This window comes from Barnesiella propionica (assembly GCF_025567045.1).
GTDB lineage: Bacteria > Bacteroidota > Bacteroidia > Bacteroidales > Barnesiellaceae > Barnesiella_B > Barnesiella_B propionica.
The window spans coordinates 522,657-537,900 of record NZ_JAOQJK010000002.1 but is presented as its reverse complement, the minus strand read 5'-3'; the positions used below and the strand labels follow the sequence as shown (position 1 = coordinate 537,900).

Below are 15,244 nucleotides of genomic sequence, written 5' to 3'. Positions count from 1 at the left end.
CCCACCTCTTCCCATACCGAACAGAGAAGTTAAGCCTCGTCACGCCGATGGTACTGCGCAAAGTGGGAGAGTAGGTAGCCGCCACATAAAGGAGCCTTGTCGGAAGGGGGAGATGACCCCCGGAAGATCAGGCTCCTGTTTTATATGTACAGACCAAGAACATCAGATCAATACCCAATACCCACACCCATACCACACTCACACCCATACCACTACCATACTATTATCCATACCACTTCATCCCTGAAGAATTACCTCTCCCCACAATCCCGTACAGCCCCTTCCCAGTCAACCCGGTTACGTTACCGTCAGTCCCTCGAAGCCCCGGGAATCCCCGATGTTTGAATATAAACATGCGGTAAGGGAAATAATCGTTATTATTTCAAGTGGGTAGTAAAAATAAGCCGGAATTGTAAGTAATTCCGGCTTATTTTATAGTGTATGCTGTATTAATCTCTTAATTCTCGTAATTGGTGATTTAATTTCTTACGAATAAGGAATATTTGGCTTTTTACAGATCCTAAAGGCATATTCATGGTTATGGCGATATCCTCGTATTTGGAACCTGTGATCAATAATTTACAAATGGAACGTTGTTTTAGAGGTAAATTTTTAATAGCATTATTAATGATTTGAATATCTAAGTTTTCTCCGGGTCCTGAGTCGGTAGATGCAACTTGTAAGGAATCAGCTTCACATATAACAGCTCTTCTGACAGCTTTTTTTCTATAGTCATTTACAAATATGTTATGCATGATCTTAGATGTCCATGCTTTAAAATTTGTTCCGTTTTCAAATTTTTCCTGATTGCTGACAGCGTTAAGAGCGGTATCTTGTACCAAATCTTCTGCTGCTTCTTTGTTTTGTGTCAAATATAGGGCATAATGGTATAAGTAAGTAGTGATTTTTCCGAATTCGGTATTTATATTGTTCATAGTTAGTGAGTTTGTAGTGATTTGTAATTTAAAAATAACCAAAGTATACCCTTCTTAAAGGGATGGTTTTATTTGTTAAAGAATATTATTTTGCCTTGTAAGGCAACTAAATTATAGAACAAACTTATGGAAAAAAGTTTAATAATCAAAATCTTATAAGGTGTTCTTTTAAATTCTTTTTAAAGTTATGAATTTTTTACTATTAGTTGGTATTTTCGGTTCCGTTTCTTATTGAACTGGGACTGCCTCCTAAATGCCTGACACAGAAATTATACAAGTGTTTTTGTGAGGGGAAGCCGTATCTTTCGGATATTTCTTGAAAGTTTGTGGTGTGGTTTTTTAAATCTTCTTTTATTGCACTGGATTTACGTATTTGTAACCAACGATGTGCGGGCATTCCGAAACTCTCGGAGAATCTTCTTTTAAAGGTAGAAAGGCTGCATCCTGTTTTTTCTGCAAAATCACGTAAGTTTTTAACATGTGAGTAATTTTTTAAGACCAACAGTTTGAAATATTCTTCTTTGGCATTAATGGGATAAAATAATTGTAATAATTCATCATGGGTATAGAATGAAAAAAAGATGCTTCCGATAACTTTTTTATGTGTGTTATTAAAATATTGGCAGAATTCGTTTTTGGTTATATAAGAGAGGTAATCAATATATTTTGAAAGTGGTTCTTTCATTTCTAATGTCTTGAACATCCATAAGAAATCGGGGTCCTGAATTATATCTTTTATGTTAAATTTATCACAAAAGCCATTTAATTCGGTAAAACGCATGTAAAATATTAATGAGTCCGTTTTTTCACTTACCTTTATTTTTATTGTAGATCTCTTCGGCACTACGAATACTTGGGGAGAATAAGCTTCTACAGATGGTTGTTTTTCGTAGGTTATTGTCATTTCTCCTTTAAGAACAAAGGCCATAATGTGTTGTGTTTTATCGGAGGGGAATATAACTTCTCTTCCTTTTTCATATTGCAAATAATTAAATTCTTTTTCCAAAATGTTTTTATATTCGCAATGATAAAGTTCGCATTCTTTCCGATTCATAAATATGATTTTTAAAATATTCAATCTGTCATGATTCTTTTTATTAGAGGTATGTTGTGTTGAGCTGAATTGTTCAATGGAGTTTATTTATTTAACGTATATTATATCATTTGTTTGTTTATTTGTTTTTATAATATATTTATTATCAGTGTATTATTTTGTTTTTAGGTTATGTGCTGATATTTTGTATTAACTTTAATAAATCATTTAATGTGAATTTTATAGTGAACTTTGGACCAATTGGTGTATATTTTGAGCTAAAAAGTGGTAGTAAAAAACAGAATTCTAATATAATTTTGTGATATAAAATAATTTATTAATAATCAGTGCTAAAATCGAATAAATGACAAACTCGATTTGTTTATATCAAAAAGGAATAAAATCGGAAAAGTATAGAATCTCTATTTCTGATGCATTAATGCCATATAAATATCTGCATCATTTCGAATTTAAAAAAAATGGTTTTACTTTTATTTCGACTTCTTCTTTTAGTAAAAGATATATTCCTTATGCTTTTGTTGATTCTATTGCTCGGTCTGATAATTTTTTGTTTTTGGAATTATCGCCTAAAATTCGTTTAGTCTTTTCTACTACTTCAAATAATAATGAGGTGCAGCTTTTTACGATAATAAATAAAACGCATGAAAATATATATACTTATTTATATAGAGAGATATATTTTTTACGCGATATAACATTTCGGGATAAGTTAAGTGATTGGATGATAAAATATTTTGTAAAACATGCATCGCCGATAAGTAAATTTAAGATTATGGAGAAGCTCCGTCCTTATAAAATGCAGCATCATATTACATATTTGGATGATTATATGGAGTTTGAAGATGGCTCAGGAGATCGTATTGCTTATGATGATATCATTTATTTGAATGCGGAGAGAAAGAACGGATGTTTTAAGATATTTCTTAAAAACGGACGTGTATTTCTTCTTTGTCTGAAGAAAGATAGGCACATGGTTTATTTGCCGGAGGTTAATCCCGGGGTTATTCGTAGGATATATATGTTCTTTAATGATATCAGATTGCTGACTAAATGGACGTTGAGTTATTGATATTTTCTGTTGCGATGAATAATTTTTCTGAAAGTATCTATTTTATCATTGATAATAAGTTTGTCTGGAAACTCTGACATTTGTAGCAGTTCGGGTATAAAGTCATATCGGGCTATATCAAAAGATATATGTGCGTCACTGCCTAGTATAACAGGAACTTCATATTTTTACATAGATGTAATATTTGCAAATTGTTATATTTCGCGCATTCTTTATGTCGTAAGGGATTTAGCGAACTGTTATTTATTTCAAGAAGAGTTCCGTATTTTTTTGCAGCAAGTACGATAGGTTCATATAGTAATGGAACTGTTCCATTGCCTGGGTGACTTATTATATCTATATAAGAATTACTTATTGCTCCAATGATTGCTTGTGTGTTTTGTTCTATGCTACCCGGAGTATAACATAAAGAATGAATTCCTGCAATTCTTACATCAAGCATTTTTAAATGATTTTCATCCATATCTATGGATCCTTTATAATCTGTAATATTCAATTCAGAACCTAGTAAAAGCTCTATTCCGTACATTTTTCGAGGGACAACGTGTAAATTTCTGAAGTAGATTAGACTGCAAGTACCCGGTATACTTGGAGCGTGTTCGGTGACACCTAATAGTTCCAGTCCTTTTTCCGATGCTGTTTTAGCCATTTCCTGCAGGGTACTGAATGCATGTCCGCTTACTATGCTATGCGTATGAATATCTAATTTGGGTGTTATCATATTTATGTATTTTGATGTGCAAATTTACTAATAATTTCTTTATGGGATTGATTTGAGCGTTTTCGATAAGGAAGAACAGAACTTTCCTTCCATGCAGATGTTTTTAATTAATAACAATAAAATATTGTAGTGTTATGAAATCTATTATAGATAAGGCTGAAAGCCGGGGACATGCTAATCACGGATGGCTTGATACGCATCATACATTTAGTTTTGCCAATTATTATAATCCTCATCGGATGAGTTTTGGCGCATTACGCGTACTTAATGATGACAAAGTAGCTCCGGGTACGGGATTCGATACTCATCCTCACGAGAATATGGAAATAGTGTCGATACCTTTAAAGGGACATTTAAGGCATGGCGATAGTGAAAGTAATCAAAAGGTAATAACAGTGGGGGAGATTCAGGTTATGAGTGCCGGAACAGGCATACTTCATAGTGAAAAAAATCATAGTCAGACGGAGCCTGTAGAGTTTTTACAGATATGGGTAATACCGAAACACAAAAATAATCGGCCCAAATATAATGATTATGATATACGGGAACTTTTGCTTCCTAATCAGTGGGCTTTGTTTATATCTCCTGATGGTGATGCACCAGCCTCGATAGACCAGGATGCCTGGTTCTCTATGGGAGATTTTGATGCCGGTAAAATTATAGATTATACGTTACATAAAGATAATACGGGTATATATTTATTTGTTTTGGAAGGTGAAATAGCGATAGGGGATGCGATTCTTTCCCGGCGGGATGGTATCGGTCTTTATGAAACAAAGCAAATACAGATTAAAGTATTGAAGAAAGCTAAACTTTTGCTGATGGAAGTACCTATTTTGTGATTAAAATGTTTATATAGAGAAAAAAGACATCGTTATATTATTATAACCGGTGTCTTTTTAATATCAGACCGTAAATAATATGATTTGTTAAACGGCTTTATTTTGTGTTAATGTTATGGCTTGTATGGTAATAGTAAGTCATACCTATAAATTATTAATTGTATATTGCTTAAAAATTTATTGAATATTAGAATCTACCCTGATAAGTTGTAAAATAAATAATAGTGCATATAGTAAATACATAATGAAAAAAATCACATTTGCTATTCAGAGGATTTTAGGAATTATAATAGACTTATCTTTTAGTCTTTATCTTTTCTGTATATTGAGTTTTTGTATATCCGGATTTTTTTATCTTCCGTTCTTGTGGGGGTGGTTGTCTGTTTGGATGATCTATGAGGTTATATGCCATTTCTTTTGGATGTGTACATTAGGTCAAAAATTTTTGGGTATTAGATTAAAATCCTCGATAGAAAATAAAAATAAATTTGTAAGGTTTGCTTTGAGAGATGTTTTTACTAGTATTCCAGGTTTTTTATTGGTTATCAGTTTATTCCTATATAATTTATTGCCATATGTGTTAAATGCGAACAATATATTTCATTCATATTCTCTTTTTTATATTATTTTATTTTTTATATTTCTTATAATTTTATTTTTACTTTTGTTTTTTCGTAAAAAGATATTTAAAATTAAAATCATTAGATCTGTTTCTTTTATTAGTAAAAAAGAACGTTATAAGTTATTGATTTTATATATGATAATATTGGTTCTTGGTTTCTTTTCCAGAATAGCTAATACCTATTTAACTAATCCGGATTTAGCCAAATCTGCTGAAATAGAATATTATGCTCCTCGTCCTTCTTCGTCCGCTGTAACTAAATATACCCAATATTTACAACATAACCGGCAGGATATTAATGATTATATATTTGACTTGTTCAAAAAATATGATCATGTCATTCTTTGCGAGAGATTTCATAATGAATATACGCAATGGGATATGATTTATAATATTATAAAAGACGAACGTTTTTCTGATATAGGAACTATTTTTACAGAACAAGGACGTGCAGATCGAATAAAAGATTACCAAGCTTATACTTCTACAACATATTCTAATGATTCACTTATGGAAAAAGCATTGTCCGGCTTTTTAATGAAAAATCAGACTCTGCATCCTCTTTGGAATCGTACAAGTTGGTTTGACTTTTTAAAAAGGGTTTATTATTTAAATCAAAAGGACAGTGTTCGTATAAATGTGTGTTTTACCAGTTCGGATATTTTGGTAAATCCATATGCTGAAAAAATGTATGATAGTATAATGGCCACGAATATTATAAATACTATCAAATCCAAAAAGGCAAATAAGTCTTTGATTATTATGAATTTCAGACATGCTTTCCTGCTTGATGACTATTTGAATGATAATTGTGGAGCTTATTTAAATAGAACTTTCCCTGGTAAAATAGCGAATGTCTTAATTAATAATATAACCTTGAATTATTTTTCTATAGAGGTTGCTCCTCCTATACAAAATGGGAAATGGGATGTTGCATTCGAACAAATGGGTGATTCTGCATATGCTTTCGGTTTTCGTGACTCCCCCTTCGGTGAAGATAAATTTGATTTATATCCATTTATTAGTATGTTAAGTAAGAAAAAATATGAAGACATGTTTACAGGAATGATATATTATCTTCCTTTACGTAAACATGTTTTTAGTGAAGGCTATCCTTATATGTTGGACGGAGAGAACGAAAGCTTATTTTTAGAGCGTTATAAACTTATCAATGAAGAATATTATGAATTTATAAAAAAATATGAGTTACCGAGGTATAAGACTTTCGGAAGAGGGAAGATCCTGTATACAGAGCCTAGATATTTTAAAATAAATAAGCTGGAAAATAGAATAGTGTATTCTATTTTCGGCATTGGTTTTTTTGTTGGAATACTATTGTTAGCTATGATACTGTTGAGTCCTATGAAGACAAGGAAAAAACAGCGTTAGGTTATCTGATTTTTAGTAGTATATTTATTTGTATATGCCGAGGATATGTTATATGTGTTTTTGAATATATGATTAGGGAATGTTTACATTTGAAGCAATTAGATTCTATGATAAACTTCACTGAATGGAACTCTCCCCCGTTCGCCCCAGATTCCTTTATTTCCGTCTCGGATGCCACAGGCTATTACCATATTCACTCCGGAACGATGAGGTAGTTTTAATAGCTTTTTAATTTGTTTACTGTCAAAACCTTCCAGAGGACAAGTATCATATCCTTCGTTTGCCATAGCAATCATAAATGTTTGTGCGGCAAGTGCGCAAGACTTATGTACTACGACACGCATATCATTTTCGGATACTTCCCGAATAATAGGGCGGAAAAGTCCGATAATTTTTGCCAATATAATTCTTAAAAAGCCTAGTAAACCGAAAAATCTGGCATAAATAAACGGCATCAACTTTCCATAGTAGAGCTCTCTGTCTTTAATACGTTTTTCTTGGCGTTCTTTCGGACTGTTTCGTTTAATATTCTCTCTTTCAAATTCAAGTACAAACTTTGCTCTTTTTTTATATAAATCCTGACGTGTAACAAAAACGACGATTTCTGAGGCTGTAGCTGTAGCAGTTTGGTCGAGGCAGGCCTTTGATATCTTTGCTAATAATTCGGGTTTTATAATTTGATAAAATTCCCATAATTGCATATTTGAACTATTGGGAGCTAATGTTGCCAGTTCCAGGCAATGTTTTACTTTTTCCGGATCTATTTGTTTTTCTTTATCAAACACTCGTACTGAACGGCGGTAATTTAAAACTTCTTCTAAATTCATATTAATATCTGATATAGTTATTATTTTTTGTTCAATTGTGCATTACGACTTTCTACGTTTCTTTCGAGCTAAACGGGTTTTCTCCTGGGGGCTAATGCTTTTTTTGTATTCGGTCTTTTTGCTTTTCAATGCTATTTCGAGGTTAAAAGGTATTTCTTTCATTTGGCAATACCATTTTCAAACCAGGAAAATCCGTTGATCTTTTTGTTATTTACAAAATATTTTATTGTTTACCGGATATCCACGAATCAACGAGTTCTCTGTTTTCGTCTATCCATTTATTTGCGGCTTCCGTTTCATCAGAGATGGTATTGAAATAGTTGAGTAATGAGCTTAATTGCTCGTCGTTTAGTTTTAGGTTAGAAAAGAAATTACCGGCGAAAGGATCATCTGCAAAAAATCCTTTTCTTGAGATAGTAAATATACTTTCGGCCTCTCCGAATGATTTTTTAGGATCGTCCAAGAATTTTAGATCGAATACGGAGAACATCCAATGAGGCTGCCATCCGGTAATTACAATCCATTTTTTTGCATCAGTTGCTTTTTTCAGCAAAGCTGTCATGGCGGTTCCGCTGGAAGATCTCAGTTCAATATCCAGAGGATAATCGGCAATAGCTTGAATGGTCGATTTCATGATACCGGCTCCAGCATCAATGCCGATAATTTCTCCTGAAAACTGATTATGATTTTTGTTAAGTTCTTCGATAGAATTTATGCTAACATAGGTGGGTACGACCAAACCGATGCGTGCATTATTATATGATTTTCCTATTATGTCCAATTTTTCTCCATATTGATTCATATAATCTTTATGGGTTACCGGTAACCAAGTGTCCATAAAAACGTCGGTTTTTCCACGAGCCATGGAAACGAAAATAGGAGCAATGTCTGCATTTTGCATGGTTACTTTATATCCTTGTTCTTCTAAAATATTTTTTGCCAGGTAACTTAAGGCGATCCCTTCGGACCAGTTAGGGTATGCAATGGATATTTCTTTAGAATTTTTTTCTTTTGCGGAACAACCAGCTGTTACTGTTATAATTAAAAGAATGTTTATGTATATCAAGTATTTCATGTTTTTTTATTTACGTGATACAAAGCCTTGTGTAATACGGTCGAGAATGATAGCCAGGATAACGACAGCCAGCCCTCCTTCAAATCCCAGGCCTATTTTCATCTGCGTAATTCCTTTTAAAACTATTTCACCTAATCCTCCGGCAGAAATCATTGCTGCGATTACTACCATTGATAAGGACATCATGATAGTTTGGTTTATGCCTGTCATAATAGTTGGCAAAGCCAGTGGCAGTTGTACCTTAAATAACATTTGTCTTTTTGTTGCTCCGAATGACCGACTTGCTTCGATTATGTCTTGGGGTACTTGCTTAACACCTAAAGTCGTTAGCCGTACGACAGGAGGCATTGCAAATATAACAGTCGCAAATGCACCGGGTACATTTCCCAGTCCGAAAAACAGTACGGCCGGTATAAGATATACGAAGGCAGGCATTGTTTGCATCAGGTCCAGTATGGGATGAACTATTTTTTCGGTTTTTTTATTTTCAGCACACCATATTCCCAAGGGAATGCCTAATATAAGTGCTATGATGGTAGATGAGAGTACGAGGGCTAAAGTTACCATTGTAGAATCCCAGAATCCCATGGCATAGATAAGCAGTAATCCTAATAAAGTAAATATGCCTATTCCTTTACCGGCTTTGAACCATGCTAGTGCAGCAATGGCAATAATAATTATGTAAAACGGGATCCAGGCTAAACCTTGTTGCAAAGCATCTATAAAGTTTCCTACACCGTTGTCGATGGCATCGAAGAATGGAGTCCAATGGTCTGTGAGCCAGTTTATAGCTATTTCAATATATTTTCCTATATCTATTTTTATCATAAGTCTATAGCATTTTGTACGATTTGTTTGATCTCTCCTTTATCTTTACCTGTCATTTCAATAATGACGGAAGATGGTGATACTACACCCAGTAATTGATTGTTCTCACTGACAACCGGAATAACCTGCCGTATTTGAGGTAATAAGGGTAGCATGTCTTCTACGGTAGCGCATTCGAGTACCGATGGTATGTTGCATATAATAATGGACTTGAGGTCTTTTTTTCCTTCTTTTCTCAGTTTCATCACATCTTTTAATCTTATTTCTCCCAGAAGTTGGTGGTTAGAGTCTATAACTGGTAATACGAACAGATTCTTCTCTCTCATTTTTCGTATTACAGCTTCAGGCCCTTCGCGATCAGCTCTTATGGTTACCGGTTTTTTTATCATGATAGAGCCGGCAGTCACCACTCTGCTTCGGTCGACATTTTCGGTAAATTTAGTTACGTAATTATTAGCCGGATTTGTCAGTATTTCTTCGGGAGTTCCAATTTGTACTACTTCACCGTCTTTCATTATGGCTATTCTGTCTCCCAGTTTAATTGCTTCATCGAGATCGTGTGTAATGAATACTATTGTTTTCTTCATTTTGTTTTGCAAGGCCAGAAGTTCATCCTGCATCTGCTCTCTGATGAGCGGGTCAAGAGCAGAAAAAGCTTCATCCATCAATAAAACTTCGGGATTATTAGCAAGTGCTCTTGCCAATCCTACCCGTTGTTGCATACCCCCCGATAGTTCACTTACCTTTTGTTCTTCATAACCTTTCAGTCCTACCAGCTCTATGCTTTCTTGTGCTTTTTTCATTCGTTTCTTTGAAGAAATGCCTTGTAGCTCGAGTCCAAAAGCCACATTGCTAAGTACACTGCGATGGGGAAGTAAACCGAAATGCTGAAATACCATGGAAAGTTTTTTTCGCCGTATTTCGAGTAATTCTTTATCTTTTAATCGTGTTATATTCTTACCGTCTATCAGTACTTCTCCGTAGGTAGGACGTATGAGCCGGTTGATACATCTTAAGAGAGTAGATTTTCCGCTGCCTGATAATCCCATAATAACAAAAAATTCACCTTCGTTTATTTCAAGATTAGCTCTATTCACTGCCACAGTGCAGCCTGTTTTTTCAAGTATTTCGGCTTTGCTTATATTTTCGTCTATGAGTTTGCGGGCTTTTTTGTACTCTTCGCCAAAAATTATAAATACATCCTTTATTTTTATTTTGCTCATATAGTCCGGGGATTTTAATTTCACTTGTCTTCATTAAGACATTTTTTTCTTTTGCAGTCAGAATCCTACTTTATGATAACAGAATGAAAAAAGATATGTTCATATTATTTATGTAAAAAGATGTCCGGTTTTTTCTAAAAAAGAGAAGATAAGTGTTATTTTTAGGTATATTTATGAGTATTCCAAATTTAGTCGGAACCTTTTTTTATGTAGATTTGTATAATTGATTAATGTTTAAATATAAGCTTATGTTACAGAAGATTTATATCCAACAGGCTCCTGAATCTATAGGTCCGTATTCGCAGGCTATTTTGTGCGGTAATATGTTATATACATCAGGACAAATTCCTATAGATCCTGTTACCGGGAATGTTGATGCGACAAATATAAAGGGGCAGACAATTCAAGTTATGCAGAATTTATCTGCCATATTACAAGCTGCTGGGATGTCATTCGGCCATGTGATAAAAACGACTTGTTTCTTGAAGAATATGGAAGATTTTGCTGCTTTCAATACGATTTATTCTGAGTATTTTACCAATCATCCGGCCCGTTCATGCATAGCAGTCAGGCAATTGCCTAAGGATGTCTTGGTTGAAATTGAATTAATAGCGTGTAAAGACTGAATATGTCATAACAATAAAGGAGGCCTTACGGGTCTCCTTTATTGTTGATTATGAGATTATAATTTATTTGTTTTCTGTATTTTTCTCAAATTTATATAGATAAATAATGTCTTTTACATCGTTCCCTTTCCGGTTGCTTTTCAATATTTGTTTAAATTGATAATCCGGATACGTTGAAGTAATGTGGCCGTTATAATCATTTTCGCCTACGACAAGGTAACCTTTTTGGGGTTTTTCATGTTCGAACGATGCAACCCGGTTGTCATTATAGAAGTTGATAATATAAAAACGCAGCATTGGTGTAGAAACATAAGCATAAATTTTACCTTCGGGAATTATATTTTTAATTTCCTGAGCAAAAGGTCTCATGGATTTTGCATTCAGAGCCGAAGGTAGTATTGTAGAATCTAATGTTAATTGTATACCGAAAAATAATGCAACTGTCGCATAAAGATACCGGTTGTTAAGAGACAAGTCTCTTTTACTTTTATACATTTCATATAGTAACATAATCATGATGATTATGGCAGAAATGCTTAGAAAATCCCACGGAGTATTAAATGCCTGTATGTAGTATGATAAAGATGTTCCTGCAAATAACGGTGTAAGCCATCCGAATTTTAAAGAAATAAATAAGAACAGTAATAAGGCGGTTAAACTTACCAGAATAATGCTGAAAATACGCCATACTTTTTGTTTATTCTTTAGAAGGAAAATCATGTATTCTGCAAGAAAATATGCCAGGAAAGGATAAACGGGCATAATATAAACCGTGCGTTTACTTTTGGGTATGCAATAGAATAAAAGAATCAATATGAAAGAAAGTAAACTGAATAACCTCACATTATTCATTCCAGTGATTTTATTTTTTACTTTTGTCCACCAGCCGGATATTTTTCCGTGAGGCAAATGATATTTATAAGTAAAGAGAGAAATGATTACCAGTAAAGACCAGGGAAGGAAACCGGCTAATGTTGTGTATATATAGTAAATTACAGGTTCTTCATGAGATTCGTATGACATTTTACCCATAAAACGTCCGAAATTTTCTTCCATTACCAAATTCATAAATGTTTGGCCTCCCTGTTGATAGGCTGCATAGTACCATAAAAATGGTAGTATAAATGAGATTATCGCTGTTAATATTAATTTATATGTGATTTTCCAGAAAGGAAATTTGCGTATCAATAAATAAACACCAATTACAAGACAGGGTAATATTATTCCTACGGGGCCTTTTGTCAGGGTGGCTAGTCCCATGAAAACGGTCGCCCAGAGCGGAAAACCACGTAGTCCTTTTTCTGTCCATTTATATAATTGGAAAAGCGCAAGTACTATAAATAGTGTCAACACCATATCTACCCGGCTGGCCATTGCAGCACGGTGTATTTCGAACGAAGACATCAACAGTAGCGAAGAAAGGAATGCCAGATCGTTCCGTGTACGTTTGGAGAAAAAAAGAAAGCATGCTAATGTCATTATAATTGCAGCAAGAGCAGATGGAAGCCGAGATGTATATTCTGTTACTTCTCCCCAAGGAAGTGATAATGCGGCGATGCACCAGTGAAAAAAAGGAGGCTTGTAAGCTATGTCTTCACCATTATTTATGGGTAGTATCCAGTTGTCGGTTTGTAGCATCGATACGGCTACAATAGCTTCTCGGGGTTCTCCTTTTGTGTGGAAGTCCGTCAGCCCGAGAAATGGGATAAGGGTTAAAATGCAAATAAACGCTAACAGAAGAAAAAGCAAGGCTTTAGAACTAATCTTCATAGTTTTACTTTTTAATCAGATCCGAAATAATAATTAATCTGCTGGTATTATATCAACTTATATATTTTTTTCTTCACTGCCAGTTTTGAAATTACTTATCTGTATCGAAATTTATCATTTTATCAATAATATATTCGGGTCTGTTTTTGGTTTCATCAAATATGTTTCCTATATATTCACCTAATATTCCTATGGTAAATAACTGGATACCTCCCAAAAATAATATTGTGATTATGGTCGAAGCCCAACCGGGTACTACAGAACCGGCACAGAAAAATATATTATAGAATATCCATAATGCTATGATGATAGCTATAAATATGGATAAGGTTCCCAAAGAAATGGCTAGTTTTAACGGTTTCTTTGAAAATCCGAATATTCCTATTGAAGCCAAAGCAAACATTTTGCGAATGGAATATTTTGTCTTTCCTGCGGCTCTTTCATGACGATCATAATAGAATGGGGTCTGCTTAAATCCCATCCAGCTGAAAAGCCCTCTCAGGTATTTATGTTTTTCTGGAAACCGTTTGAATGTATCTAGAACTTTCCGGTCAATCAACCTGAAATCTCCGGTATCTACAGGAAAAGTATAATCTGATAGATAGTTGAGCATCCGGTAATATACTTTAGCTGTTAACAGTTTGCCGAAAGATTCGCCTTCTCTTTTATTACGTACGGCGTACACGACGTTGCTTTTTTCTCTCAGATATGTTTCTATCATTTGCGGAATTACTTCGGGAGGATCTTGCAGATCCGCGTCGATAATCACGGTAATGTCTCCCGAACAATGTTGAAGTCCGGCAGTTACCGCATTCTGGTGTCCGAAATTTCTGGAGAATGAAAGAACTTTTACATGCTTATCCTGTTCGGCAAACGAGAGTAAGAGAGATTCTGTACGGTCTTTGCTCCCGTCGTTTACGAATAAAAGCTCGTATTCATAGGAAGTAGAACTCATTACCTGGGTAAAACGCCGATAAGATTCAGGAAGGACATCTTCTTCATTATAGCAGGGAATGACAACGCTTACGTTCATGCTGATAATTATTTTTTAAATGTAATGCATCTGTTTAATATAAAATTGGCAACGGTATATACAATCATACCCAATAGCTGAGCCACCAGTTTATTCAATTCCAATTTTTCTACCATGATCAATAAGCAGATATATTGTATGGTATAACATATAACAAATGCTATAAAGAAAAATAATACTTCGCGCATAAAGTTACCATTATTTTTCTTAAAAACCCACAGTTTGCTCCAAAAGAAGCTATTGACAACGCCGGCTATATAACCTACGAAATTAGCTGTAGTGTATGGTATATGCAATAATTCTTGTAGGATAAAGATAACGACCAGTGTAACCGAAGTGTTAATAAGGCCCACTATTGCAAAACGAATGAATTGAAAAACGGTTTTTTTATCTATTTTTTGTGATAAATTTTCTTTCATATTCAGGAAATGATTAACGTTCATTGTCGTCCACCTTGAGTGATGGCAGAGACCAATGATATTTGACTGCCAGTAAACGCACGATAATAACACTGCAGCCGCATAATGATTGTGTGATAATATTGTCCATTCCCAATGCTTCCGACAACCAGAAAACAAGTCCGCCGGCGACACAAGCCAGGGCATATATATCTTTTCTGAAAAGCAATGGCTCTTCATTTATAAGAATATCTCTGATGATACTACCTACCGATCCTGTTATGGTTCCCATAACAATGGCTACCCAATAAGGAAAACCGAACATAATAGTTTTTTGTACTCCGACTACGACAAAAAGTGCCAAACCTATGGTGTCGAATATAAAGAATGTATTTTCCAGGTGTACGAGATAACGCCGGAATACAGCAACAAATACAAGAGCTATTGCCGTAACAGCCAGATAACTGCCATTAATCATCCAGAACGGAGTGGCATTAAGGAGTAAATCTCTCGTTGTTCCACCTCCGATAGCAGTAACCAATCCTACAGCGTAAGCTCCGAACCAGTCGAACCGTTTGGCGGATGCCAAGCGTATTCCGCTGATCGCGAAAGCTAATGTACCCACTATCTCAAGTATGGTTGCAAAAGTGCTGTTCATATTTTCAATTTATGGCACAAAGGTACTATTTTTTGTAAATAAAAGGGGGTTGAATTATTATTTTTCAGGGTCTCTGAAAGATTGCCTTGATATGTGGAGTTTTAAGCTTAAAATATATTCGTTTTCCGAATAATTGAAGTATCTTCGTCAATAATTTTTTGGATAACATATGAT

Annotated in this window: 15 protein-coding genes, 1 rRNA gene and 1 pseudogene; 6 read left to right on the top strand and 11 right to left on the bottom strand. The window is 34.5% G+C overall.

Features of this window, described 5'->3' with window-relative positions; genetic code table 11:
• Together rrf and OCV73_RS04750 are read left to right on the top strand one after the other, a co-directional pair.
• A 5S ribosomal RNA gene (gene rrf, locus OCV73_RS04755) occupies positions 1 to 87 on the top strand; the annotation flags it as partial.
• Between the two features lie 57 nt (positions 88 to 144).
• Positions 145 to 345 carry a hypothetical protein gene (locus OCV73_RS04750; RefSeq protein WP_147549632.1) on the top strand — a complete coding sequence of 67 codons (201 nt, stop codon included), beginning with the start codon at positions 145 to 147 and terminating at the stop codon, positions 343 to 345.
• A gap of 104 nt (positions 346 to 449) precedes the next feature.
• Here OCV73_RS04750 and OCV73_RS04745 read toward each other — a convergent pair whose 3' ends face one another.
• Positions 450 to 935: an RNA polymerase sigma factor gene (locus OCV73_RS04745; RefSeq protein ID WP_147549629.1), complete on the bottom strand. Its 486-nt coding sequence runs from the start codon at positions 933 to 935 to the stop codon at positions 450 to 452.
• 202 nt (positions 936 to 1,137) lie between these two features.
• Positions 1,138 to 1,989, bottom strand: coding sequence for a helix-turn-helix transcriptional regulator (locus tag OCV73_RS04740; protein ID WP_147549626.1), 852 nt, complete (start codon positions 1,987 to 1,989; stop codon positions 1,138 to 1,140).
• Positions 1,990 to 2,761: 772 nt separating this feature from the next.
• Here OCV73_RS04740 and OCV73_RS04735 point away from each other — a divergent pair.
• Positions 2,762 to 3,058, top strand: coding sequence for a hypothetical protein (locus OCV73_RS04735; protein WP_147549623.1), 297 nt, complete (start codon positions 2,762 to 2,764; stop codon positions 3,056 to 3,058).
• On the opposite strand, the pseudogene OCV73_RS04730 reads toward OCV73_RS04735, so the two are convergent.
• Positions 3,052 to 3,776: pseudogene (locus OCV73_RS04730) on the bottom strand (phosphatase). The gene OCV73_RS04735 and the pseudogene OCV73_RS04730 overlap by 7 nt on opposite strands.
• 137 nt (positions 3,777 to 3,913) lie before the next feature.
• On the opposite strand from OCV73_RS04730, the gene OCV73_RS04725 reads away from it, so the two are divergent.
• Both OCV73_RS04725 and OCV73_RS04720 read left to right on the top strand, forming a co-directional pair.
• Positions 3,914 to 4,621, top strand: coding sequence for a pirin family protein (locus OCV73_RS04725; RefSeq protein ID WP_147549620.1), 708 nt, complete (start codon positions 3,914 to 3,916; stop codon positions 4,619 to 4,621).
• A gap of 244 nt (positions 4,622 to 4,865) precedes the next feature.
• Positions 4,866 to 6,632, top strand: a complete 1,767-nt coding sequence (locus OCV73_RS04720; RefSeq protein ID WP_147549617.1) for an RDD family protein — start codon at positions 4,866 to 4,868, stop codon at positions 6,630 to 6,632.
• A 98-nt stretch (positions 6,633 to 6,730) separates the two neighbouring features.
• Here the strand turns inward: OCV73_RS04720 and OCV73_RS04715 are convergent, their stop codons facing one another.
• The 4 genes from OCV73_RS04715 to OCV73_RS04700 form a co-directional block, all read right to left on the bottom strand.
• Positions 6,731 to 7,459: a nitroreductase family protein gene (locus tag OCV73_RS04715; RefSeq protein ID WP_147549614.1), complete on the bottom strand. Its 729-nt coding sequence runs from the start codon at positions 7,457 to 7,459 to the stop codon at positions 6,731 to 6,733.
• A 223-nt stretch (positions 7,460 to 7,682) separates the two neighbouring features.
• Entirely contained in the window at positions 7,683 to 8,534 is an 852-nt protein-coding gene (locus tag OCV73_RS04710; RefSeq protein WP_147549611.1) for a glycine betaine ABC transporter substrate-binding protein, read from the bottom strand.
• Between the two features lie 6 nt (positions 8,535 to 8,540).
• The gene (locus tag OCV73_RS04705) at positions 8,541 to 9,362 is read right to left on the bottom strand and encodes an ABC transporter permease (RefSeq protein WP_147549608.1); all 822 of its coding nucleotides are present in this window, start codon (positions 9,360 to 9,362) and stop codon (positions 8,541 to 8,543) included.
• Positions 9,359 to 10,585: a quaternary amine ABC transporter ATP-binding protein gene (locus tag OCV73_RS04700; protein WP_147549605.1), complete on the bottom strand. Its 1,227-nt coding sequence runs from the start codon at positions 10,583 to 10,585 to the stop codon at positions 9,359 to 9,361. Before OCV73_RS04700 ends, OCV73_RS04705 begins: the two co-directional genes overlap by 4 nt.
• Before the next feature lie 248 nt (positions 10,586 to 10,833).
• Between OCV73_RS04700 and OCV73_RS04695 the strand changes: the two genes are divergently transcribed.
• Positions 10,834 to 11,211 carry a RidA family protein gene (locus OCV73_RS04695; protein ID WP_147549602.1) on the top strand — a complete coding sequence of 126 codons (378 nt, stop codon included), beginning with the start codon at positions 10,834 to 10,836 and terminating at the stop codon, positions 11,209 to 11,211.
• Positions 11,212 to 11,274: 63 nt separating this feature from the next.
• On the opposite strand, the gene OCV73_RS04690 is transcribed toward OCV73_RS04695, so the two are convergent.
• The 4 genes from OCV73_RS04690 to OCV73_RS04675 all read right to left on the bottom strand — a co-directional run bounded on the left by OCV73_RS04690 (position 11,275) and on the right by OCV73_RS04675 (position 15,070).
• On the bottom strand, positions 11,275 to 12,981 hold the full coding sequence (locus OCV73_RS04690; protein ID WP_147549598.1) for an ArnT family glycosyltransferase: 1,707 nt from the start codon (positions 12,979 to 12,981) through the stop codon (positions 11,275 to 11,277).
• Positions 12,982 to 13,072: 91 nt separating this feature from the next.
• Entirely contained in the window at positions 13,073 to 14,014 is a 942-nt protein-coding gene (locus OCV73_RS04685) for a glycosyltransferase family 2 protein (RefSeq protein WP_147549595.1), read from the bottom strand.
• An 8-nt stretch (positions 14,015 to 14,022) separates the two neighbouring features.
• Positions 14,023 to 14,433 (bottom strand): GtrA family protein, encoded by a 411-nt coding sequence (locus OCV73_RS04680; RefSeq protein WP_167551206.1) that lies wholly within the window; start codon positions 14,431 to 14,433, stop codon positions 14,023 to 14,025.
• Positions 14,434 to 14,446: 13 nt separating this feature from the next.
• Positions 14,447 to 15,070 carry a trimeric intracellular cation channel family protein gene (locus OCV73_RS04675; RefSeq protein ID WP_147549589.1) on the bottom strand — a complete coding sequence of 208 codons (624 nt, stop codon included), beginning with the start codon at positions 15,068 to 15,070 and terminating at the stop codon, positions 14,447 to 14,449.
• Between the last annotated feature and the right edge of the window lie 174 nt (positions 15,071 to 15,244).